This is a genomic window from Pseudomonas sp. UBA1879, assembly GCF_002338065.1.
In the GTDB taxonomy this organism is placed as follows: Bacteria; Pseudomonadota; Gammaproteobacteria; order Pseudomonadales; family Pseudomonadaceae; genus Aquipseudomonas.
Genome location: NZ_DDHJ01000026.1, coordinates 85,638 through 106,567, shown reverse-complemented (window position 1 = coordinate 106,567; position 20,930 = coordinate 85,638). Strand labels below are relative to the sequence as shown.

Here is a 20,930-nt window from a genome sequence, read left to right as displayed (position 1 = left end):
CACATCACACAGACGCTCCACCTGGCCCCGATCACGACGACACAACACTGCATCTGATGAATGAGGAGTGACTCCATGCAACGCGATTCCCGTTTCGGTACACACGTGTTCAGCAAGACAGTCAAACGCCTGAGCGTTGCAGTGGCGTTTGCCCTGCTGCCTCTGGCGGCCCACGCCGACCAATTGGCCGACGTGAAGAAAGCCGGTGAGTTGGTGGTGGGGACGGAGATGCAATTCGCGCCGTTCGATTTTCTTGAAGCGGGCAAGCAGCAGGGCCTGAACACCGAGTTGTTCGCTGAGTTGGGCAAGGAGCTGGGGGTCAAGATCAAATTCCTCGACCTGCCATGGCCGAGCGTGCTGCCAGGCCTGGAAGCGAAGAAATTCGACGTCGTGGCCGGGCCGATCATCGTGACCAAGGCGCGCAAGGAGCGCTACCACTTCGTCTCGCCGATCGCCGAAGCCACCGTTGCGTTGATGGTCGGCGCCAAGGACGACAGCATCAAGAAACCAGAGGACATCGCCGGCAAAACCGTCGGTGCCGGCAAAGGCTCGGCGCAGCTGGAAGAGTTGAAAACCTTCGCCGCGACCCTCCCGGAGAAGGTCACCATTCGCGAATACGTCGACAACAACCAGGCTTACGCCGACCTCGCCGCCAAGCGCATCGTCGCGGTGGCCAACTCGCTGCCGAACATCTCCTTCGTCGCGGCGCAGAAAGCCAATCTGTACAAAGTGGTGCAGCCGCCATTCGGCAAGAAATCCTACTTCGCCTACCTGGGCCGCAAGGACGCCGATGCCGACAGCCTGATCGCCGCGCTGGACGCCGCCGTAAACAAAATGCACGACGACGGCCGCCTCGCCGCGCTGCAGAAAAAATGGCTCGGCGCTGAGATGGACGTGCCGAAGGGTGATTTTGAGCCGACGTGGTAAGCCTTCGCGTCGTTCCATTTCCACTGGAACGACGCGCCTCCCTGTAGGGGTGAGCTTGCTCGCGATAGCGGCTGGGTTATGGCCAGTGATGTGTTTGACCTACCGCTATCGCGAGCAAGCTCACTCCTACAGTGTTTTGAGCCGTGTTCAAGATTGAGCGCGATCTGACTGCCAAGATCTTCATAAGCACCGATCCAAACCTGGAGTCACACCGTGTTCGATTGGCCTTTGCTGCAACAGAACGCACCGTTATTGCTCGACGCCCTGTGGGTGACATTGCAGGTGTCCATCGCCGCGCTGGCCATCGGTTTCGTCATCGGCGTGGTCGTCGGGGCGTTGCGGCTGTCGCCGATTCCCTCGCTCCGCCGTCTGGGCGGTGCTTACATTTTTGTGTTCCGCGGCATCCCGCTGTTGGTGCAATTGCTGTTCATTTATTACTTCCTGCCCCGCGTCGGCCTGCCCAATGTGTCGCCCACGGTTGCCGCGGTGATCGGCCTGTCGCTGGCGGCGGGCGCCTACACCGCCGAGATTCTGCGGGGCGGGTTTCTCGCCATTCCTGGCGGCCAGCTGGAAGCCGCAGGATTGCTGGGCCTGAGCGCCAGCCAGATGCTGGTGCGTATTCGCGTGCCCCAGGCCGTGCGCTTGACCCTGCCAGCGTTGATCAACGAAATGATCCTGCTGATCAAGGCCTCGTCACTGGTCTCGGTGGTGGGCCTCGCCGACCTCACCCGCACCGCGCAAAACCTGGCCGCCAGCGACTACATGTTCGTCCAGGACTACCTGATGCTCGCGGGCTTCTATTGCCTGATCAACATACCGCTGGCCTGTCTTGGCAGCGTGCTGGAACGCCGGTTGAAGGAGCAAGGCGCATGATCTTCGATCCGACAATCATCACCGATCACCTGGACGATATCGGCTCCGGTTTCCTCGTCACTCTCGGCACTTGGAGCAGCGGCGTGGTACTCGGCATCGTGCTGGGCATGCTGATCGCTGTCGCGCAAATCTTCGGCAACGCCCTGATACGCGCCCCATTGCGAGTGTTCATCGAACTGATCCGCAGCACGCCGTTTCTGGTACAGCTGTTTCTGGTGTATTACGGCGGTCCCTCCTTCGGCCTGAGCCTCGACCCGATCCCCGCCGGCATCCTCGGACTCGGTGTCTACGGCAGCGTGTACTTCGCCGAGATCTTCCGCTCCGGTTTCGATTCGGTGGCCCGGGGTCAGCTGGAAGCCGCGGATTGCCTGGGCATCACCCGCCTGCAATGCATCTGGCGGATTCAGCTGCCACAGATGCTGGTGATCATCCTTCCGGCGCTGATCAACATGATCACCGTGCTGTGCAAGGAAACCGCCGTGCTGTCGATCATCACCATTCCGGAGCTGACGATGGTCCTCACCGGCATCGGTTCGCAGACCTTTGCCTTCGTCGAAACCCTGCTGATGCTGTGCATCGGCTACCTGATACTGGTGGAACTGTGCTCGCGGCTGGGCATGTTTCTGGAACGCCGTGTCGGCCACTTCATGAGCAGGCAAACCCGATGAACAGCTTTCTGATTCCCAACGGCGCCGTGTCCGCGAGCACCGCCGAGCAACCAGGTGAACGTATGAAGACTTCGGCAGCGAGCCCCGATCAGCAGCCCACCATCCTGACGCTGAGCAAGGTTGGCAAAAGCTTCGGCAACTTGCGCGTGCTCAAGGGCATCGACTTGCAGGTTCGGCGTTCGGAAGTGGTGTGCCTGATCGGCCCCTCGGGTTCCGGCAAAAGCACGCTGTTGCGCAGCATGGCGTTTCTCGAAGAGTACGACGAAGGCGCGATTCACATCGAAGGCCAGTTGCTGGGCTGGCAGGACACCGACAAGGGTCGTCGGCGCGCGCCGCAGTCGCAGATCAATCAGGTGCGGCGCAACGTCGGCATGGTCTTTCAGCAGTTCAATCTGTGGCCGCACATGACCGCGCTCGGCAACGTCTGCGAGGCCCTGCGCCGGGTGCGCAAACTGTCCGCCGATGAAGCGAACCAGCGTGGCATGGCGATGCTGGACAAAGTCGGCCTCGCGCACAAGGCCTCGTCCTATCCGGCGCAGTTGTCGGGCGGTCAGCAGCAGCGCGTGGCGATTGCCCGGGCGTTGGCGATGGAGCCGCACATCATGCTGTTCGACGAGCCAACCTCGGCGCTCGACCCGGAACTGGTGGGTGAAGTGCTGCAGGTGATGAAGACCCTGGCGAAGGAAGGCATGACCATGGTCGTGGTCACTCACGAGATGGGGTTCGCCGCGCAGGTGGCGGATTCGGTGATCTTTCTCGACCAGGGCGAAGTGGTCGCACGGGGCACGCCGCAGCAGATTTTCCACAACGCCGAACAACCGCGGTTGCAGCAGTTCTTGCAGAATTATCTGGACCGCAATGCGTTTTGGCAGGATGGCAAAGCATAAGGTTGGTGCGGATCAACCGCCTGTAGGAGCGTGGCTTGTCCCGCGATCGCGCCGGTGGCGCGGCCGACCGTAGCAGCCGTAGATTCAAGCGTATTGGCCATCTCAGGCATGGCCGCGCCCAATGAATTTACGACGACTTCGTCGCCGATCGCGGGACAAGCCACGCTCCTACAAAAGGACATACGTCAACTCAGGAGGCGCTGATGGACAAGCCCGCACCTCAGGCCCTGTACCGAAAAGCCAAGGATTTCGTGCTGGGCAAGCTGGTGGCCGGGGTGTGGAAACCCGGCGATCTGATCCCCTCGGAGAACCGTCTGGTGCTGGAACTGGGCATGTCGCGCATGACCGTCAATCGGGCCTTGCGCGAACTGACCGAGGAAGGTCGTCTGCTGCGCATTTCCGGGGTCGGCACCTTCGTCGCCGAGAGCAAGCCGCAATCCAATCTGCTGCACATCACCAACATCGCCGACGAAATCCTCGCTCGCGGGCACCGCTATCGCTGTCGCGTGCTGCACCTGGCCCGGGAATCGGCATCGATGCCCATTGCCGCCGCCTTGGCGCTGCCCACCCGGGCGTCGGTGTTTCATCTGCTGTGCGTGCATTACGAGGACGACGTGGCGGTGCAACTGGAGGACCGCTACGTCAACCCGCAGACCGCGCCGGCATTCCTGCAACAGCCCTTCGGCGACACGTTGCAGTCGGCGCGCTACCTGCTGCAGATCCTTCAGCCGGATGAAATGGAGCACATCGTCGAGGCCAGCCATCCCTCTGCGGAAGAACGCAAGCATTTGCAGATCGAGGCTGACGAGCCCTGCCTGGTGCTGATCCGCCGCACCTGGAACAATGGCCGCGTGGTGACCTACGTGCGTCTCGCCCATCCTTCCTCACGCTACCGCCTCGGCAGCCGCCTGCCGGTGACCGGGGCTTACCGCGACAGCTGACCCCTTTACAACCGCCCGGCAGATTCATCGAACGCCTGCGCTGCGCTGCCCTCAATATCGCTAAGACCCGGAGAACCCGGGGTATCGAGAAGAGGTGCCTATGACTGCCCAAGATCAGCAAATCCCAGAACGCAACGACCCCGCCATCGACCCGGATACGCCTGATAACGATATGGGTCAGGACAAGGCTCCGGCGTCCCAAGGCCCGCAAAGCCAAAGCAATGACGGTGCGGAACGTCAGGAGAGCCATGGCGGCCAATCAGGGGAGAACAGCTTCACCCCGGATTTTGAGCCTGAAGAACACGAGTCGCCGGATAAGACCAAGGAAGAAAACCGGACCGGGGATACCGACGGCGATATCGATACCGCCGGGGGTTGAACCCGAGCTTGCGAAAAGAGTACGGGGCCGGCTCGCTGGAGGGGGTGGTGTGTCATTCAGCACTGTTGTGCCTGATCCCACGCATTCGCCAGCGAGTTGGCTCCCGCATACCTGATGTCGGTCACAGAGGGCGTGACCTATATACAGCCTTGCTGAAATCGGTTTGCTGGGGGAAACGGTGTGGCGTCCGGCAATGATGCGGCTGAGCCATTCGCCAGCAAGCCGGCTCCCACAGGAGATAGCGATTTGTTATAGGGCACGCTTGGCCGCGGGGTTCGTGGAGTGTGGTGTCACACGGTGTGCGGCTGGCGGTCGGGCGTTATCGCGGGCAGGCGCGTGCCTTGACGTCCAATGCCCTCGACCGGTCCTTTGAATGTTCCAATAATCCGCTTCAATCCCGGCGATCTGTCCATTGCATAGCCCCCTAACAAACCGGCACCATACGCGTTGGTTTTGCCTGCACCCGTCTCCGGAGCGTTGTCGATAATGGTCCAGCCCGCAACCCAGCCCGCCCCTCAAGATGCCCCGCCCATGAATGATAAGCTCACGTCACGCGAGTTTCGCGGCATGCTCGCGATTTTGCTGTCTATCGCCCTCGCCACGCTCGACACCGCTATCGCCAACACAGCCCTGCCCGCCATCGCCGCCGATCTCAACGCGTCCCCTGCCGCATCGGTGTGGATCATCAATGCCTACCAGTTGGCTGCGGTCGCGACACTGCTGCCGTTTGCTGCGTTGGGCGGAGTGCTGGGGCAGCGCAAGGTGTACCTCGGTGGCCTGATTCTGTTCGTAGTGTCGTCGGCGCTGTGCACCTTCTCCTGGTCACTGCCGACCCTGACGGTCGCCCGCGTGCTGCAAGGCATCGGCGCCAGCGCGATCATGAGCGTGAATGCCGGACTGATCAGCTCGATCTTCCCTGCCGAGCGCCTCGGTCGTGGCCTGGGCATGAATGCGCTGGTAGTGGGTACGTCATTCTCCATCGGCCCGACCATCGCCTCCCTCGTGCTGTCGGTGGCGCATTGGCCGTGGCTGTTCGCGATCAACATTCCCATCGGCCTGTTCGCGCTGGTGTTCGCCTGGAACTCGCTGCCGCTGACCAAACCCGGCAGCCTGACCTTCGACCGCGTCACCGCGATTCTCAACGTCATCACGTTCGGGGCGTTGATCTTCGCGCTAAGCCAAGCCGCGCAACTGGGCTCGATGAGCAGCGTCCTGATTGCCCTGGCTGTCTTCCTGGTGGGCGGCGCGGCGATGCTCAAACGCGAAGCCGGGCATCCGGCGCCAATGTTTCCGCTGGACCTACTGAAACGCCCGATGTTCGCCCTGTCGGCGCTGACTGCCTTTTGCTCGTTCGCGACCCAGGGCCTGGCGTTCGTGTCGCTGCCGTTCTTTTTTGAAATCACCCTGGGCCGTGACCCGGTGCAGACCGGGTTTCTGATGACGCCGTGGTCGGTGGTGGTGGCGATGATTGCGCCGGTCGCGGGGCGTCTGTCAGACCGCTATCCGCCGGGGTTACTGGGCGGGATCGGGCTGGCGATGCTGTGCATTGGCATGATTTCCTTGGCGACCATGCCCGCCGACGCCAGCGTCCTCTCGATCACAGCGCGGATGATTCTGTGCGGCATCGGCTTCGGCTTCTTCCAGGCGCCGAACCAGAAAGCCCTGATGACCAGCGCGCCGAAGGAGCGTTCCAGCGGCGCCAGCGGGACCATCGCCACCGCCCGTTTGATCGGGCAAGCCACCGGCGCGGCGTTAGTGGCGTTGAGTTTCGGCATTTCCAACGCCCACGGGCCGGTGCTGGCGTTGAGCATTGGTGCGGGGTTCGCGGCGGTGGGCAGCATTGCCAGCGGGTTGCGGTTGGTGAAGAAAAATACGCTCATTCCTCGGGTATGAGTCACGACGTTTCTACCCACACAGCCCTGCAGGAGCTCACGGCAGGATCAGGCAATCATCGCGTAGAACTGGGTGAGCGGGTTTCGCTCTGCCGTTCCTAGCATGGGGACTTTCAGCCACCGCAACGCGCTTCGAGAGGGAAACGTTATGAGTTCGACGAAAACCCTGTTCATCACCGGCGTCAGCACAGGTTTCGGCAAGGCGCTGGCCGCTCAGGCACTAGCGGCGGGACATAAGGTCATCGGCACGCTGCGCAACCAGGACGCCATTGAAAGCTTCGAAGCCCAGGCCCCCGGCCGCGCCCATGGCGTGCTGCTGGACGTGACTGAATTCGCCGCCATCGACAGCGTCATCAATGACGTCGACAAGGCCTTCGGCCCGGTGGATGTACTGGTCAACAACGCAGGTTATGGCCACGAAGGCGTGTTCGAGGAATCGACGCTGGAGGAGATGCGTCACCAGTTCGAGGTCAACGTGTTCGGCGCGGTGGCCATCGCCAAGGCCTTTGTGCCGCTGTTCCGTCAACGCCGCAACGGCCACATCATCAACATCACCTCCATGGGCGGCTTCATTACCATGCCGGGGATCTCGTTCTATCACGGCAGCAAGTTCGCGCTGGAGGGGATTTCCGAGTCGTTGGGCAAGGAATTGAAGCCGTTCAACGTGTTCGTGACGGCAGTCGCACCCGGCGGTTTCCGCACCGACTGGGCCGGTCGTTCGATGCAGCGCTCGCCACGGCAGATCGCCGATTACGACGAGAGCTTCGACCCGATCCGCAAGGCCCGGGAAGAACGCAGCGGCAAGCAACCGGGTGATCCGGTCAAGGCCGCGAACGCGATCCTGACGCTGATCGCCAGCGACGCCCCGCCTGCACACCTGCTACTGGGCAGCGATGCGTTGAAGCTGGTGCGGGACAAGCTGGAACAGCTGCAGGCTGAGATCACGGCGTGGGAAGCGGTGACCAAGTCGACGGATATCTGATGCCATGGCTCGTTCGTGCCATTGATGTCGCCTGAAAAACCGTTCGCGAATGCATTCGCTCCCACAGGGTAGATCGCATGGCGAAATCGCGCGCAAACCTGTGAGAGCGAATGTATTCGGGATGCGACCGTCCAGACACCGTTGCAGCGTCCGGATGATCGCTTCACGTGGTTACGGCTTGGCTATGTCCGTACGGTCCACCGCCGGCGACGGCTCGGGCAAGGTCGCCCGCAGCTGCGCCACCTGCCCCGCGTTGACGGCAGGCGCGTGGTTACCCCAGCTGCTGCGGATGAAGGTCAGCAGTTGCGCCACTTCCTCATCCGACATCCTCCAGGCAAAACCGGGCATGCCCAGTTCCGAAGGCGCAGTGGCGGTGGCCGGCAGTTTGCTGCCCGCCAGCACCAGGCGGATCATCGACACCGGGTCTTCCGAGAGTACCGACGAGTTACCGGCTATTTTTGGGAACACCCGCTGATAGCCCTGGCCGTCGGTGCGGTGGCAAGCTGCGCAGTTGTCGACGTACAGCTCGGCACCGCGACTGCCTTCTTGTCCCGCCTGCAGGGCCTTGGCGGTGGATGGGTCGGCGTTGAACGCGGACACCTGACGAGCACTCGCCGGCAGGGTTTTCAGGTAGGCAGCCACAGCCTTCAGGTCTTGGTCGTTGAGGTGCTGAGTGCTGTGCACCACCACATCGCCCATCGCCCCGCCGAGTACCGCGTGGGTCTCGCTGCGCGCGCTGCGCAGGGTGGCCACGATGTCATCGGCGCTCCAATTACCCAGACCGTCTGCAGGATTGCCACGCAGGTTCACGGCCAGCCAGCCATCAATCACTGGCCCACCCGACAGGAACGCGTCGCCGGATTCATCCAGCGCCTTCTCCTGCAGGGTCAGCGCCCGTGGCGTGTGGCAACTGCCGCAATGCCCCAGCCCTTGGACCAGATAGGCGCCGCGTGCCACTTGCGGGTCCTGATACCGCGCCGGGTTGAATGCCACGTCTTGCGGGGCGGGTGCGAAGACCTTGCGCCAGACCGCCAGCGGCCAGCGCATCGACAACGGCCAGGGCACGTCGTTGGCGCGGTTTTCGGCGTAGACCGGCGCGACACCGTGCATGAAGTACGCGTACAGCGCCCGCACGTCGTCGTCGCGGGTGCGCGCGTAAGCCGGATACGGCATCGCCGGGTACAGGCTGTTGCCATTGGCGGCAATCCCATGGCGCAGTGCGCGGTCGAAGTCGTCCAGCGTGTAACTGCCAATGCCGGAGGCTTTGTCAGGCGTAATGTTGCTGCTGTACAGCGTACCGATCGGTGACGCAATCGGCAGACCGCCAGCGAATGGCTTGCCGCCTTTGGCGGTGTGACACGCCGTGCAATCACCGGCATCGGCCAGGTAACGGCCTCTTTCGATCAGCGCGGCTTGATCGGTGGACGTATCGGCGGCCAGTTTTGGGGTGGACGTTGGCCAGAAGGCAACGCCAAGCACCCCACCCAACGCGACGACGGCAATGACGAGCAGACTTGAGAGAAGCTTTTTCATGATCGTCTCTCCTTAGGCCTGAACCAGCGGGCCGGGGTTTCTCAGGTATTGCTCGCGAATGGCCTTGGCCGACCAGTACGCCAGTGCACCGACCATGCCGGTCGGGTTGTAGCCGTTGTTCTGCGGGAAGGCGTTGGCGCCGATGGCGAACACGTTGTGCACGTCCCAGCTTTGCAGATAACGGTTCAGCGCCGAGGTCTTCGGATCGCTGCCCATGATCGCGCCGCCGCAAGTGTGGGTGCTCTGGTACTTGGTGATGTTGTAGTGCTCGCCCGGCTTCTTGGCGTCGCCAGACAATGCGGTCGGGTTGAGGATTTTCGACATCTCCATGGCCTTGCCCACCAGGAACTGCGAAGCCTTGACCTCGTTGTCGTGCCAGTCGAAGGTCATGCGCAGCAGTGGCCGACCGAAGCCGTCCTTGTAGGTCGGGTCCAGGCTCAGGTAATGCTGCTTGTACGACATGCAGGCACCCTGCACTTCAAAATAGAACGAGTGGCGGAAGGCGTCGCTGGCGGCCTGTTTCCACGCCGTGCCCCAGTTCGGCGTGCCCGGCGGCACGTTGATCCCGCGCACGGGCCCCGCCCCCGGCTGTCGCGCCCAGATGATGCCGCCGCCGACGAAACCGGCCTTGGCATTGTCCAGCTGGTTGCCGTTGAGGTTGTCCATGGTCGTGCCCGCGCCACCGATGCCGATGAACTGATTGGCCTGCACGTCCTTGTTGAAAAACAGCACCACGCGGTTGAGGTTCTGGTACGAGTAGTTGCGCCCGACCGTGCCCTCGCCTGTCTGTGGGTCGTAGGGTTTGCCGATGCCGGACAGCAGCATCAGGTGCACGTTGTACAACGAAAACGCGCACAGCAGCACCAGATCCGCCTGCTGCTCGACTTCGCGGCCCTGGGCGTCAAGGTAGGTCACGCCGGTGGCTTTCTTGCCGTCGCTGTCGAGGTTGACTTTGAGCACCTGAGCATGGGTGCGCAGTTCGAAGTTCTTGCGCTGGCGCAGCACCGGCAGAATGCTGATGTTCGGGCTGGCCTTGGAGTAGTTCAAGCAGCCGTAATCGCTACAGAAACCACAGGCGTTGCACGGGCCCATCTGGCAACCATACGGGTTGACGTAGGGGCCGGAGGCATTGGATGCAGGGATCGGATACGGGTCCCAGCCCATTTCGCGCGCGCCTTTGTAGAACATTTCCGCGCCGAGGTAATTCGGGTTTGGGCCCAGCGGAAACTCCCGAGAGCGAGAGCCTTCGAAGGGGTTGCCACCGATCTGCTTCACGCCGTTGAGGACCCCGGCCTTGCCCGAAGTGCCGCAAACGTATTCGAAGTGATCGAAGTGCGGTTCCAGGTCCTCGTAGGTGACGGGAAAGTCCTGAATGCTCATGTCCTGAGGAATGAACTTCGCGCCGTAACGCTGCTCGACGTTGCTGCGCAGCTTGAAGTCTTCCGGGAGGGCGCGGAAATGACAGCCCGACCAGTGACTGCCCGCGCCGCCCACGCCGGTGCCCGGCTTGAACGAGCCCATCTGCCGATATGGCACAGCGGTCGAGGTGAGGTTGTGCCGTGCGGTCACGGTCTCTTGCGCCAGGCTCTGCAAGTAGCGTCGATGCACCGAACCTTCCAGCTCATCCACCACTTTGGGGTAGGCGAAATCCGGCTGGGTATCGCGATCGGCGCCGCGCTCCAGCACCACCACATTCAGGCCGGCGTCGGTAAGTTCTTTGGCCAGAATCGCACCAGTCCAGCCCATGCCAACAATGACGGCGTCCACTTTCGGTTTTGCGTTCGCCATGTTCAGCCCCTCCGTCCGGCCAGATCGACCGGTGGCAATGGATACGGCTTGTCGCGCACCGTGATCCAGTCCATATAGTCAGCGCGCATGCCGGGGTAGCCGATCATCTTCCAGGCGCCCATGTTCTTGTTCCCGCCGTGGGAAGGGTCGGCGAAATAGCCGTTGCGCACCTCGTTGAGCAGGCTGCTGAAAAACAGCTTCGAGGCGATGTCGTCCAGAGCCAACTTGCCGCTTTCGGCGGACTTGAGCAGGTCTTCCTGCTGGGCCGACGACAGCTCGGCGAACGCCTTGCCCGAGAAATTCTTCCTGCAGTTGGCGTTCATGGCCTTGATACCGATGCGCAGGGTCTCACGCAGGTTCAGGCGGCCCTGATAACCGAACTCGGGAGCGGCCTCCAGAAACGGCCCCTGCATATACCAGATGCCGCCGTTCGCGTAGGGCGTCTGCATGTGGCGGTCGAGAAACTCGGGAACTCCCAGCTCCACAGCGCCAGGGCCAACGTGGTCGGAGGGGATCAGGCGATCACAGGCGGCAATCAGGAAAGCCCATTCTTCGGGGGTGAAGAACGTGGGCGTGTAATTCCCTGCGGACGAGGCAGGGACTGCAGCGGGCTTGGCCGCTGCATCGCTGGCCGGCGTCTGGGCGAACGTACTGGAAGGAAGGCCGGCACCGGCCAGGGTTACGACGGGGATGAGGGTCAACGATTTGCGTAGAAAATCGCGACGCGCCGGGGAGGTGTCGTCATCGAACATCTTTCATTTCTCCTGAGACTGAACACGGGTGTGCTTCTTTTTCTGGTGTTTCTTGTTGTAGGGTCGCCGTGCGCCGCCTGCTGCAATGACAGACGGCCACCGGGGATTCGATTGCCAGCTATTAATTACCTAGCTAAGCATCTACACGTTACTTAAACAGCTTCCACTGCCGGAGACTACCTGGGTCGCAGGGTTAAACGATTCATCAGATCTTGAATTGCCCGACCAGCGCGCTGAGGTTGCCGCCCAGTGCAGACACGTCGCGCATGGTGCGGGCGCTCTGCTCGGTTTCCTCGGCAAGGTTTTCAACGGCTCCGGCGATCTGATGCACGCTGCGGTTGATCTCTTCAGCCACTGACGTCTGCTCTTCGGCGGCGCTGGCGATCTGCGCGTTCATCGCATTGATGGTGCCGATGAGGCCGGAGATGGAGTCCAGCGAAACTCCGACTTCGTTGGTCTGCTGGTTGGCGCCCTCGCCCGCTTCGGTGGAACGGCGCATCGCTGCGACAGAGGCATGGGTGCCTGTTTCAAGGCGCGTGATCATGCCCTGGATTTCCTGGGTGCTCTGCTGAGTACGGCTGGCCAGCGCCCGCACTTCATCGGCGACCACGGCAAACCCGCGACCGGCCTCACCAGCCCGCGCAGCTTCGATGGCGGCGTTGAGGGCCAGCAGGTTGGTCTGCTCGGCGATCGAACGAATCACATCGAGCACCGACACGATGGAGCGCACGTCCTGCTGCAGGTTGTCGAGGCTGGTGCCGCTCAAGCGAATGTCGTCCACCAGCGAACTCATGCCGATGATGCTGTTGCCCACCACCTTGCGCGCGGCCTGGCCTTGGTGATCGGTTTCGGAAGCCGCCTCAGCAGCGCGTTGGGCGCTGTGGGCCACTTCCTGAGCGGCAGCGGACATCTCGTGAATCGCCGTGGCCACCTGATCGGTTTCTTCGCGCTGACGCTGCATGGCTTGCTCGGATCGCAAGGTCTGTTGCGTGGCCTGGTCGACGAGGCCTGCAAGGTCGGTGGTCATCTGCGCGACTTGCCGGACCATGCCGTGGATCTTGTCGACGAAGAGGTTGAACGAGGTGGCCAGATCGCCCAATTCGTCGCGACTGGTCACCACCAGACGGTGGGTCAGGTCGCCATCGCCAGCCGCAATGTCATCCAGATTGGTCTTGAGAACGCGCAGCGGGCGAACGATGCCGTTTGCGGTCCAGATCCCGGCCGTAGCGGTGATCAGGAGCAGGATCAGGGTGACCACGAACACGCTGGTAAGAATGCTGTGGGTACGGTGGGTGACGGCTTGCTGCTCCAGCACCATGGCGGCATCGATGTCGTCCATGTTGATCGCGCTGCCGAGCACCATGTCCCATTTTTCCAGGTACACGGTGTAGCCGAGTTTGGGCACTTGCACGGCCTCATCGCCCGGCTTGGGCGCGGCATAATCGATGTAATGCTTACCGTTTTTTGCGACCTCGACAAAGGTCTGGTAATGGTAGGAACCGTCCGGATCTCGGGTGTCCCAGAAGCTTTTGCCGACGCCTGCGGGGCTGTCGCCACGGAAGACCCGCACACCCTTGGTGTCGTAGCCGAAGAAGTACCCGTCGTCGCCATACTTCATAGGCTTCAGCAGCTCTAGCGCCTTGTCCCGCGCGGTCATGTCGCCCTGAGCGGAAGCATCGTGCAGCGGCTTGATCGTGGTCAGCGCCACGTCGACGTAGTTCTTCAACACTTGGCGGTTGCGCTCCACCAATTGCTCACGGGTTTCCTTCATTTCCTGATCGGCGCTGCTCTGCAACATCCACGAAGCCACGGCACTGAGAATCAGGGCGAACAGCAAAGCGGGAATGATGGCTAAACAGAGCAGTTTGCCCTTCACGGTAAGCTTCATGGTACGAATCACCTCCTGGTCGTATGGTTATTCACTATCGGCAGGAGATCGTACATCTTGAAAAGTTTTGCTGGCATTTTGACGTCAGCCGTTTGACTTAACCGTTTCAGCGTCCCGTTTTCCGAGGCGTCAGGCCACGCATTTTTTGTCAGAGGTCGGTGATCAAGGTCATCTTCGGCATACAACGGCGTTGTGCGCTCAATGGGCAGTTGTCACAGGCGACCAGTCCACCGACACGATACCGCAGGCAACAGACCCGCCGCTGGCGCTTCATTTCGGTTTGTCCCTCAACCTTGAGATAACGCACCGGCTGATACAGTGGATTACGTCGGCCATCGGGCAGATGCTTGGCGTTGAGCAAGTCATGCCCATGGCGCAAATCGGCGTGAGGCATCGCCCCCGCCAGTACGCCCAGCAACCATTCAACATAATTGCCCGCGTTGCTCCACAGCACGTGGGGTGACAGCCGTATGCAACGCGTCACACCCTCAATGAAGGGGCGCAGGTGATGCTCGATCAGGTCTCCGAAACGCTGAAATCCATCGTCAGGTTCAGGCATCCAGCGCTCGCCGGAGTCCGGCAGCTTGAAGCCCAGCGGCATGCCCTGCCCGTCCAGCATCAGGTGCAGTTCATCGAGGTCCAGCGGCAGCCGATGATCCAGGATCAGCGAAGCCGCCACCACAGGTGGAACCAGTTTCACGAAGTAATACTTGGCCCAGATCGAGGCCAACCCACGTTGGTCGCTGTCGGGATATTGCTCGCCGAAACGGCTCAGGGTGTCGTCGAATGCACCCGACGTGAAGAAGATGCGCAGCGGCATGCTCGGGCGTGGATCGTCGTCGAGCACGAGCACGTCGCGGTAGTGTGCGAAATCGGCAATGAACAACGGCGCCAGCGCCGGGATCACGATACGAATCCCCGGGCCGACGCCGCTTTTTTTAGCGGGATGTTAATGAGGCTGACGCCGCGCCAACACCAGCAATCCCTGCTCCAGCGCCGGAAACAGACTGTTGTTGAAGTTGTTCCAGCGCAATTCGAGGATCGTGTCGTCCGGTGCGATGGGCGTGTCCAGCACATCGAAAATCACCTCGCCGGAATCGATGCCGTTGTCGACGTAGTGAAAAGACGCGCCGGTCATGTCCACCACCGGAATGTCGAGGGTTGCCCCGGTCTTCCAGTCGACCACCTTCTTGCCTCGCGCACCGAACAGCGCATCGAGAGTGGCGTAGGCGCCGCGACGTTCATAGGGCGATTCCAGTCGGGTGATGCCCGGGTGGATGTTGACGATGCGACGATGGAAATCCGCGCCCGGACGCACCAGTTCGTCGAGGATCACCAGCAGCCCGTCGAGGACCACGACTTCGGCTTGCAGCGCTTTCAAACGCTCGCCCAGACGTCGCTCGAAATCCGATTTCCCCGCGGGCCGTTGGCTGTCGTCCAGCGCCAACGCGCGGTAGGTCGATGGCACGTTTTCCAGCAACTCATTGACCGGACGCCCCTGCACCTTGAGGTCTGCCGGGTAGAACCAGTGCTGACCCTGCCCCGGCGCGAAGCCGTAATCTTTGATGTTTTCACGATCCCGCGCCGACTCGGGGTTGTCGTCGCAAATGATGCCTTCCAGGGAGTAATGATCGCCCAGTGGCGTGTCGTTGAGCGCCTGGACGAGGTATTCCAGCGGCGACTTCATGTAGCGTTGCTCGCCGTGGTAATCGACGTATTGACCGGCCTTGTCAGCGGCGGCATTGCGCAGCGACCAGACGTACACCAGTTTGGTTTTTTGCATGGGTTTCGAACTCATGGGGTGTTGAGCAGCGCGTCGCCACTGACGCCTTCGGCCATCGCCACGACCACTTTGCGTTCGCCGCTGAAGGGCTTGCGCGAGTGGGCAGTGAGCATGTTGTCGAGCATCAGCACGTCGCCGGTGTTCCAGGGGAAGACCACTTCGCACTCGCCGAGCACGCCGCGAATCTCCGCCAGTGCGTCGTCTTCCAGTGGGCTGCCATCGCCGTAATAGACATTGCGCGGCAGGCCTTCCTCGCCGACGGTGTCCAGCAGGATGTCCTGCATTTCGGGGTCGAGGTTGGAGAGGTGGAACAGGTGCGCCTGGTTGAACCAGACCCAGTCCTTCGTGCGCGGATGTTGGGCAACGCCTTGCACGAGCTGTCGGGTGCGCAGGTCGCCGTCTTCGTTCCAGTCGCACTGAATGCCGCGCTTGCGACAGTAGTCCTCGACCTCGCTGTGGCGCTCGGTGTTAAAGACCTGTTGCCAGGTCAGGTCGAGGCCGTTGCCGTAGTTGCGCACGTACATCAGACGCTTGTCCTGGAAGTGCTTGCGCAGCGCCGGGTTGATCCGACGGAACACCTCGCGGCTGTCGGCAATCGGCGTTTCGCCTCCGCTGGCGGCGGCCTTGGCGCAGTAGAACCAGATGCGCATGGGCCACTCGTTGGTGTAGGCCTGTTCATTGTGCAACGGGATAGAGCGGTGCGCCGGGTATTCGGTGGAGGTGTAGACCCCTTTGCCGTCGACCTGACTGCGGGGGGTCGAGCCGAATTCATAGTTGAGCAGCGGATGGCCGAACGCAGCGGCGAAACGCTGGAAGCCTTCGACGCCCTCAGTGTCGAAGCCGCTGAACAGGATCGCGCCGTCGCGTTCGAGCTGGCGGTCGACCACCTCTCGCAGAGCTTCAAATTCAACGGCAAGGGTCGCGCCGGTCTGGTCGGGGTACACCCGCAGCGGGAAGCCGGTTTCGACGTGGAGGGTGTGTGGCGTGAGCATGCGCATGTTCATGGGCAAGACGCTCCAGGGCAGCAGTTCAAAAGGATGGATCAGGCCATGGCGTTGCGCAGGCTCAGGGGGCGCATGTCGGTCCAGGTGGTTTCGATGTAGTTGAGGCAGGTCTGTTTGTCGCCTTCGACGCCGACACTTTTCCAGCCTTCGGGGATGGCTTTGTAGTCGGGCCAGATGGAGTACTGTTCTTCGTGGTTGATGACTACGCGGAATTGGGTGTTTTCGCCGTCAAAGCTCATGGGGGGTGCCTCTTGGTGATGAGTGGCCGCGTGTGATGCGGGTTTATCTAGAAGACGAATGAGGGGGGCGGATGATTAGTGTTTTTTTTCTTGAAGCGGGTCATTGGGGGTGCATCGTTATGTGTGTTTATCCATTTGCGGTGGCGACACTGCTTCACCTTTCCGCCCCCCCGGCGGGTCACTTTTCTTTCGGGAAAAGTAACCAAAACCATTTGCTCCTGGTTTGGCCCTGACTTCGTCAGGGTTCCCTCACTCCGGCGATGCTCCGTGGGCCCGCGCCGAACGGACATCCATGTCCTTGCGGCGCTCTCGCGGCATCCATGCCGCTCGACCCACTCCGCACCGCCTGCGTTCGGCCTGCACCCAAGTCGCGATCGGCGGTGTCTGATCCATCGCGTTCGAGAGCAAAGGCAAAGGCAAAGGCTGTGGGTTTTGCGTTTCCATAGCTTGCACATGTCTGACTGAACCCACGCTTTCATCGTAGGAGCCGCCGGAGGCACGACGGCCGCGAATGCGGTGGGTCAGACCGGGCATCTGCAACTGACCCACCGCGTTCGCGGCCGTCGTGCCTCCGGCGGCTCCTACAGGTACAGCGGCGTCCTGTCACCATGGGATCAAATCCCGCAACGTGCGGGGGTCATGCGACCGGTTCACGCAACGGTGGCGTTCGGGTGGCGTGCGACCGATCCACACAACCGATGCCCTCATACGTTCCCGCTGACCAAACACGAACCTTGTAGGAGCCGCCGGAGGCACGACGGCCGCGATGGCGGGGTGTCAGGCCACTCATATGCAATTGACCCACCGCATTCGCGGCCGTCGTGCCTCCGGCGGTTCCTACAGGTACAGCGGCGTCCGGTCATCATGGGAACAAACCCTGCAGCGTACGGGGGTCATGCGACCGGTTCACGCAACGGTGGCGTTCGGATGGCAGGCAACCGATCCACACAACCCCTGTCCTCATACGTTCCCGCTGACCAAACACGATCCTTGTAGGAGCCGCCGGAGGCACGACGGCCGCGATGGCGGGGTGTCGGACTGGGCATCCGCAACTGACCCACCGCGTTCGCGGCCGTCGTGCCTCCGGCGGTTCTTACAGGTACAGCGGCGTCCGGTCATCATGGGAACAAACCCTGCAGCGTACGGGGGTCATGCGACCGGTTCACGCAACGGTGGCGTTCGGATGGCAGGCAACCGATCCACACAACCCCTGTCCTCATACGTTCCCGCTGACCAAACACGATCCTTGTAGGAGCCGCCGGAGGCACGACGGCCGCGATGGCGGGGTGTCAGGCCACTCATATGCAATTGACCTACAGCATTCGCGGCCGTCGTGCCTCCGGCGGCTCCTACAGGTACAGCGGCCTCCGGTCTTCAGGGGAACAAACCCCGCAGCGTACGGGGGTCATGCGACCGGTTCACGCAACGGTGGCGTTCGGATGGCAGGCAATCGACCCACACAACCCCTGTCCTCATACGTTCCCGCTGACCAAACACGATCCTTGTAGGAGCCGCCGGAGGCACGACGGCCGCGATGGCGGGGTGTCAGGCCACTCATCTGCAATTGACCTACCGCATTCGCGGCCGTTGTGCCTCCGGCGGCTCCTACACATCTGCCCCTCCAAGAAATTTGACACCCATCCAACCGCTGGCGCAGTTCAGGAATAACGTCCACATTCAAGCGCGGCGTTCACTCTTGCTCTTGATCTTCACGCGCGAACGCCCAGACACCGCTGAACGCGACTTGGGCGTAGGCCGAACGCAGGCGGCGCGGAGTGGGTCGAGCGGCATGGATGCCGCGAGAGCCGCGCTGGGCCATGGATGGCCCTTCGCGGCGGGCCCACGGAGCGTCGCCGGCGTTCGGGAACCCGAGGAACGAGGGCCAAGCCAGGAGCAGGGCCTTTTTGGTTACTTTTGTGGCTCTTGACAAAAGTGACCCGCCGTAAGGGCGGAACCGATATCAGCCACACCCGAAGAAATGGATATGGACGCAAAAAAAAGGGCAGCCACGTCACCCGTGCCTGCCCTTCTCTTCAACCCCTGACCCTTACCAGCGGAACGCCACCGTCCCCAACACGGTACGCTCCTCTCCCCAATAGCACCGCCCGGCGTTGTTGCACCCGCTGACATACTCCTTGTCAAACAGGTTCTTCGCGTTCACATCCACCGACCAATGCTTATCAATGTCATACCCGACCAACGCATCCACCAGCGTCACATCGCCCGTCTTCAACTTGCCGTACAGCGTCGGTGCGGTATACGCGAAGGTGTTGTCGAAATACCGCACCCCGCCGCCTACACGAAAGCCACTCAACGGACCGTCGAGGAAACGATAAGTCGCCCAGCCCGACGCCTGATTGCGCGGAATGCCGGTCAACTGATGATCCTCGTACAACGAGCCCGGCGCATCTTTCGTCACGCGGGCATCGGTGTAGGTGTACGACGCCGTCAGACTGAGGTTCTCGGTGATGTCGCTGTTGGCTTCCAACTCGATGCCTTTGGACTTGCTCTCACCGACCTGCTGGCTGAAACCGTTGGCACCGGCCACCACGTCATCCGTCTTGGTCAGTTCGAACACCGCTGCACTGAACGTGGAGTTCCAGCCCTTCGGTTCGATCTTCACCCCGGCTTCGTATTGGTGACTGAGGATCGGATGCAGCAAATCCCCATTCGGCTGCGACGACTGTTGCACCGGGGTGAACGCCGTCGAGTAGCTGACGTACGGCGAGATGCCGTTTTCGAACTGGTACATCAACCCGGTCTGCCAGCTGAAACGGTGGTCCCAGCCGTCCAGATCCGCCAGGCCGCTCGTGGTGCCCGCGCGGTTGCGGTACTTGCTGTTCACGAAGTCCTGACGGCCGCCGAGCAGGAAGATCCAGTTCTCGTATTTGCTCTGCAACTGGCTGTACAGCCCGTACATCTGCTGGTCGAGCTGCGAGTTCTGGATCGTCGCGATCATCCGCGGATTGCCAGCCGGGAACAGCGGGTTGAAGGCGTTGAAGGTGCCGCCGTTGCCCGCTGCCCAATCCTGGTTGAACGAGGTGCGGTCGTAGCTGGCGCCCAGCAAGACAGTGTTTTCCAGCGCGCCGGAGGTGAAGTGGCCTTCGAACTGGTTGTCGAGGGAATAGGCAATGGACTTGTTGTCACGGTCATAGGCCGTGCTGGTCAGCGTGCTGCCGAAGCCGCCGTTGTTTAGGTTGTTCGGCCAGGTTTCGTGACGATCGATGCGCGATTCCATGTAGCGCGAGTTCTGACGGAACTGCCAGTTCTCGTTCAACTGGTGGCTGAACTCATAGCCCAGGGTCCAGCTTTCGCGTTCGAAATCGTCCCAGTTCGGGTTGCCGTTGAACTGGCTTTTGCCGATTTTGCCGTTGACGTTGTTGAGCAACGTGCCGGCCGCCGGGTAGCCCAATAACAGCTTGGTGCGGTCGCGCTGGTACGAAGACAGCAGGGTCAGCGCGGTGTCTTCGTCGAAGTTGAAGGTCATCGACGGCGCAATGTAAAGACGGTCGTCGGGCACCGAATCCACTTGGGTGTCGGCGTTGCGGCCGAGCATTACGACACGCCCCAGAATGCGGTTGTCGTCGGTCAGCGGGCCAGAGACGTCAAGGCCGAGTTGACGACGGTTGTTGCTGCCATAGGAGAATTTGGCTTCACCCTGGGCCACTTCGGTCGGGCGTTTGCTGACCAGATTGACCAGCCCGCCCGGCGCGTTTTCGCCGTAGAGGATCGAGCTCGGGCCACGGAACACTTCGGTGCGTTCCAGGCCATAGGGTTCGGTAGTGGTGTCGTAGCGGTTGCCTTGCAGGCGCAGGCCGTCTTTCAGCAGACCGTAGCCGTAGTCGGTGGCGTTGTAGCCGCGAATCGAGAACAGGTCACCGGCCAGGCCGTCGCCCACGGCGAACGGTGGCGCGAAAATGCCCGGCACGTAGCCGAGGATGTCGGTCAGGGTCTGCGACGCCTGATCCTGCATGCGCTGACGTGTCACCACCGACACCGAACGCGGCGTTTCCGATAATGGCGTGCTGGTTTTGGTGCCTGCGGTGCTGTTCTTCGCTTGGTAACCCACATCCGTTTCGGCGACCGGGGCTTCACCTGACACCACCGAATTCTGTAACTGAATGGCGCCATTCGCTGGTTTCGCAGGGGCATTGTCAGCCCATGCCACGCCGTGGCAAGCGACCGCGGCGACCAGTGCTGCCAGGGCTTTCACCTTGAATTGTTGTGTGTTGTTACTGACCATCCGAACTCCCCCTCCCTTTGAAAAACCCAGGGCCCCTCGCCCCAAAATTTGACTGGATATGTCAAAAAAGCGTGAAAATGTAACAAAGAAACGTTCTCATTACCATTGTTGTTCCGCATAAAAGCGAAGTGCCATCCCCGTGGTACTCCGC

18 protein-coding genes and 1 pseudogene are annotated in these 20,930 nt (G+C 61.6%); 8 read left to right on the top strand and 11 right to left on the bottom strand.

Annotated elements, in window-relative coordinates; translation table 11 throughout:
• Nucleotides 1–75 precede the first annotated feature (75 nt).
• The 8 genes from B3N48_RS26690 (at nucleotide 76) to B3N48_RS26655 (ending at nucleotide 7,549) form a co-directional block, all read left to right on the top strand.
• Entirely contained in the window at nucleotides 76–927 is an 852-nt protein-coding gene (locus tag B3N48_RS26690) for a transporter substrate-binding domain-containing protein (RefSeq protein WP_296188827.1), read from the top strand.
• Between the two features lie 213 nt (nucleotides 928–1,140).
• The gene (locus B3N48_RS26685) at nucleotides 1,141–1,800 is read left to right on the top strand and encodes an amino acid ABC transporter permease (protein ID WP_296188825.1); all 660 of its coding nucleotides are present in this window, start codon (nucleotides 1,141–1,143) and stop codon (nucleotides 1,798–1,800) included.
• Nucleotides 1,797–2,468 carry an amino acid ABC transporter permease gene (locus B3N48_RS26680; RefSeq protein ID WP_296188824.1) on the top strand — a complete coding sequence of 224 codons (672 nt, stop codon included), beginning with the start codon at nucleotides 1,797–1,799 and terminating at the stop codon, nucleotides 2,466–2,468. Before B3N48_RS26685 ends, B3N48_RS26680 begins: the two co-directional genes overlap by 4 nt.
• A gap of 62 nt (nucleotides 2,469–2,530) precedes the next feature.
• Nucleotides 2,531–3,355: an amino acid ABC transporter ATP-binding protein gene (locus tag B3N48_RS26675; protein WP_296188844.1), complete on the top strand. Its 825-nt coding sequence runs from the start codon at nucleotides 2,531–2,533 to the stop codon at nucleotides 3,353–3,355.
• Between the two features lie 203 nt (nucleotides 3,356–3,558).
• A complete protein-coding gene (gene hutC / locus B3N48_RS26670; RefSeq protein ID WP_296188822.1) occupies nucleotides 3,559–4,296 on the top strand; it encodes a histidine utilization repressor in 738 nt (245 codons plus the stop codon).
• A gap of 100 nt (nucleotides 4,297–4,396) precedes the next feature.
• Complete coding sequence (locus B3N48_RS26665; RefSeq protein WP_296188821.1) at nucleotides 4,397–4,675, top strand: hypothetical protein; 279 nt, start codon at nucleotides 4,397–4,399, stop codon at nucleotides 4,673–4,675.
• A gap of 531 nt (nucleotides 4,676–5,206) precedes the next feature.
• Nucleotides 5,207–6,568, top strand: coding sequence for an MFS transporter (locus B3N48_RS26660; RefSeq protein ID WP_414704293.1), 1,362 nt, complete (start codon nucleotides 5,207–5,209; stop codon nucleotides 6,566–6,568).
• A gap of 147 nt (nucleotides 6,569–6,715) precedes the next feature.
• A complete protein-coding gene (locus B3N48_RS26655) occupies nucleotides 6,716–7,549 on the top strand; it encodes an oxidoreductase (RefSeq protein ID WP_296188820.1) in 834 nt (277 codons plus the stop codon).
• 171 nt (nucleotides 7,550–7,720) lie between these two features.
• Here the strand turns inward: B3N48_RS26655 and B3N48_RS26650 are convergent, their stop codons facing one another.
• The 11 genes and pseudogenes from B3N48_RS26650 to B3N48_RS26605 form a co-directional block, all read right to left on the bottom strand.
• Nucleotides 7,721–9,082: a cytochrome c gene (locus B3N48_RS26650; protein ID WP_296188818.1), complete on the bottom strand. Its 1,362-nt coding sequence runs from the start codon at nucleotides 9,080–9,082 to the stop codon at nucleotides 7,721–7,723.
• A 12-nt stretch (nucleotides 9,083–9,094) separates the two neighbouring features.
• Nucleotides 9,095–10,870 carry a GMC family oxidoreductase gene (locus B3N48_RS26645; RefSeq protein ID WP_296188817.1) on the bottom strand — a complete coding sequence of 592 codons (1,776 nt, stop codon included), beginning with the start codon at nucleotides 10,868–10,870 and terminating at the stop codon, nucleotides 9,095–9,097.
• A 2-nt stretch (nucleotides 10,871–10,872) separates the two neighbouring features.
• Nucleotides 10,873–11,622 carry a gluconate 2-dehydrogenase subunit 3 family protein gene (locus tag B3N48_RS26640; RefSeq protein ID WP_296188815.1) on the bottom strand — a complete coding sequence of 250 codons (750 nt, stop codon included), beginning with the start codon at nucleotides 11,620–11,622 and terminating at the stop codon, nucleotides 10,873–10,875.
• Between the two features lie 205 nt (nucleotides 11,623–11,827).
• Entirely contained in the window at nucleotides 11,828–12,583 is a 756-nt protein-coding gene (locus B3N48_RS27030; protein ID WP_414704295.1) for a methyl-accepting chemotaxis protein, read from the bottom strand.
• A gap of 102 nt (nucleotides 12,584–12,685) precedes the next feature.
• A pseudogene (locus B3N48_RS27025) lies at nucleotides 12,686–13,393 on the bottom strand (cache domain-containing protein); the annotation flags it as partial.
• A gap of 265 nt (nucleotides 13,394–13,658) precedes the next feature.
• Nucleotides 13,659–14,417 (bottom strand): siderophore-iron reductase FhuF, encoded by a 759-nt coding sequence (gene fhuF / locus B3N48_RS26630; RefSeq protein ID WP_296188812.1) that lies wholly within the window; start codon nucleotides 14,415–14,417, stop codon nucleotides 13,659–13,661.
• A 42-nt stretch (nucleotides 14,418–14,459) separates the two neighbouring features.
• Complete coding sequence (locus B3N48_RS26625; RefSeq protein WP_296188810.1) at nucleotides 14,460–15,293, bottom strand: formyltransferase family protein; 834 nt, start codon at nucleotides 15,291–15,293, stop codon at nucleotides 14,460–14,462.
• A gap of 11 nt (nucleotides 15,294–15,304) precedes the next feature.
• Nucleotides 15,305–16,291: a TauD/TfdA family dioxygenase gene (locus B3N48_RS26620; protein WP_414704294.1), complete on the bottom strand. Its 987-nt coding sequence runs from the start codon at nucleotides 16,289–16,291 to the stop codon at nucleotides 15,305–15,307.
• 44 nt (nucleotides 16,292–16,335) lie between these two features.
• Nucleotides 16,336–16,536: an MbtH family protein gene (locus B3N48_RS26615; RefSeq protein ID WP_296188807.1), complete on the bottom strand. Its 201-nt coding sequence runs from the start codon at nucleotides 16,534–16,536 to the stop codon at nucleotides 16,336–16,338.
• Nucleotides 16,537–18,226: 1,690 nt separating this feature from the next.
• Entirely contained in the window at nucleotides 18,227–18,355 is a 129-nt protein-coding gene (locus B3N48_RS26610; protein ID WP_296188806.1) for a hypothetical protein, read from the bottom strand.
• A gap of 228 nt (nucleotides 18,356–18,583) precedes the next feature.
• The gene (locus B3N48_RS26605; RefSeq protein WP_296188804.1) at nucleotides 18,584–20,779 is read right to left on the bottom strand and encodes a TonB-dependent siderophore receptor; all 2,196 of its coding nucleotides are present in this window, start codon (nucleotides 20,777–20,779) and stop codon (nucleotides 18,584–18,586) included.
• Nucleotides 20,780–20,930 lie beyond the last annotated feature (151 nt).

Coding starts and splice junctions, on each gene's coding strand:
- B3N48_RS26690 (WP_296188827.1), top strand. CDS start 76: ATGCAACGCGATTCCCGTTTCGGTACACACGTGTTCAGCAAGACAGTC.
- B3N48_RS26680 (WP_296188824.1), top strand. CDS start 1,797: ATGATCTTCGATCCGACAATCATCACCGATCACCTGGACGATATCGGC.
- B3N48_RS26675 (WP_296188844.1), top strand. CDS start 2,531: ATGAAGACTTCGGCAGCGAGCCCCGATCAGCAGCCCACCATCCTGACG.
- hutC (WP_296188822.1), top strand. CDS start 3,559: ATGGACAAGCCCGCACCTCAGGCCCTGTACCGAAAAGCCAAGGATTTC.
- B3N48_RS26665 (WP_296188821.1), top strand. CDS start 4,397: ATGACTGCCCAAGATCAGCAAATCCCAGAACGCAACGACCCCGCCATC.
- B3N48_RS26660 (WP_414704293.1), top strand. CDS start 5,207: ATGAATGATAAGCTCACGTCACGCGAGTTTCGCGGCATGCTCGCGATT.
- B3N48_RS26655 (WP_296188820.1), top strand. CDS start 6,716: ATGAGTTCGACGAAAACCCTGTTCATCACCGGCGTCAGCACAGGTTTC.
- B3N48_RS26650 (WP_296188818.1), bottom strand. CDS start 9,082: ATGAAAAAGCTTCTCTCAAGTCTGCTCGTCATTGCCGTCGTCGCGTTG.
- B3N48_RS26645 (WP_296188817.1), bottom strand. CDS start 10,870: ATGGCGAACGCAAAACCGAAAGTGGACGCCGTCATTGTTGGCATGGGC.
- B3N48_RS26640 (WP_296188815.1), bottom strand. CDS start 11,622: ATGTTCGATGACGACACCTCCCCGGCGCGTCGCGATTTTCTACGCAAA.
- B3N48_RS27030 (WP_414704295.1), bottom strand. CDS start 12,583: ATGCAGCGTCAGCGCGAAGAAACCGATCAGGTGGCCACGGCGATTCAC.
- B3N48_RS26625 (WP_296188810.1), bottom strand. CDS start 15,293: ATGCAAAAAACCAAACTGGTGTACGTCTGGTCGCTGCGCAATGCCGCC.
- B3N48_RS26620 (WP_414704294.1), bottom strand. CDS start 16,291: ATGCGCATGCTCACGCCACACACCCTCCACGTCGAAACCGGCTTCCCG.
- B3N48_RS26615 (WP_296188807.1), bottom strand. CDS start 16,536: ATGAGCTTTGACGGCGAAAACACCCAATTCCGCGTAGTCATCAACCAC.
- B3N48_RS26610 (WP_296188806.1), bottom strand. CDS start 18,355: ATGGCCCAGCGCGGCTCTCGCGGCATCCATGCCGCTCGACCCACTCCG.
- B3N48_RS26605 (WP_296188804.1), bottom strand. CDS start 20,779: ATGGTCAGTAACAACACACAACAATTCAAGGTGAAAGCCCTGGCAGCA.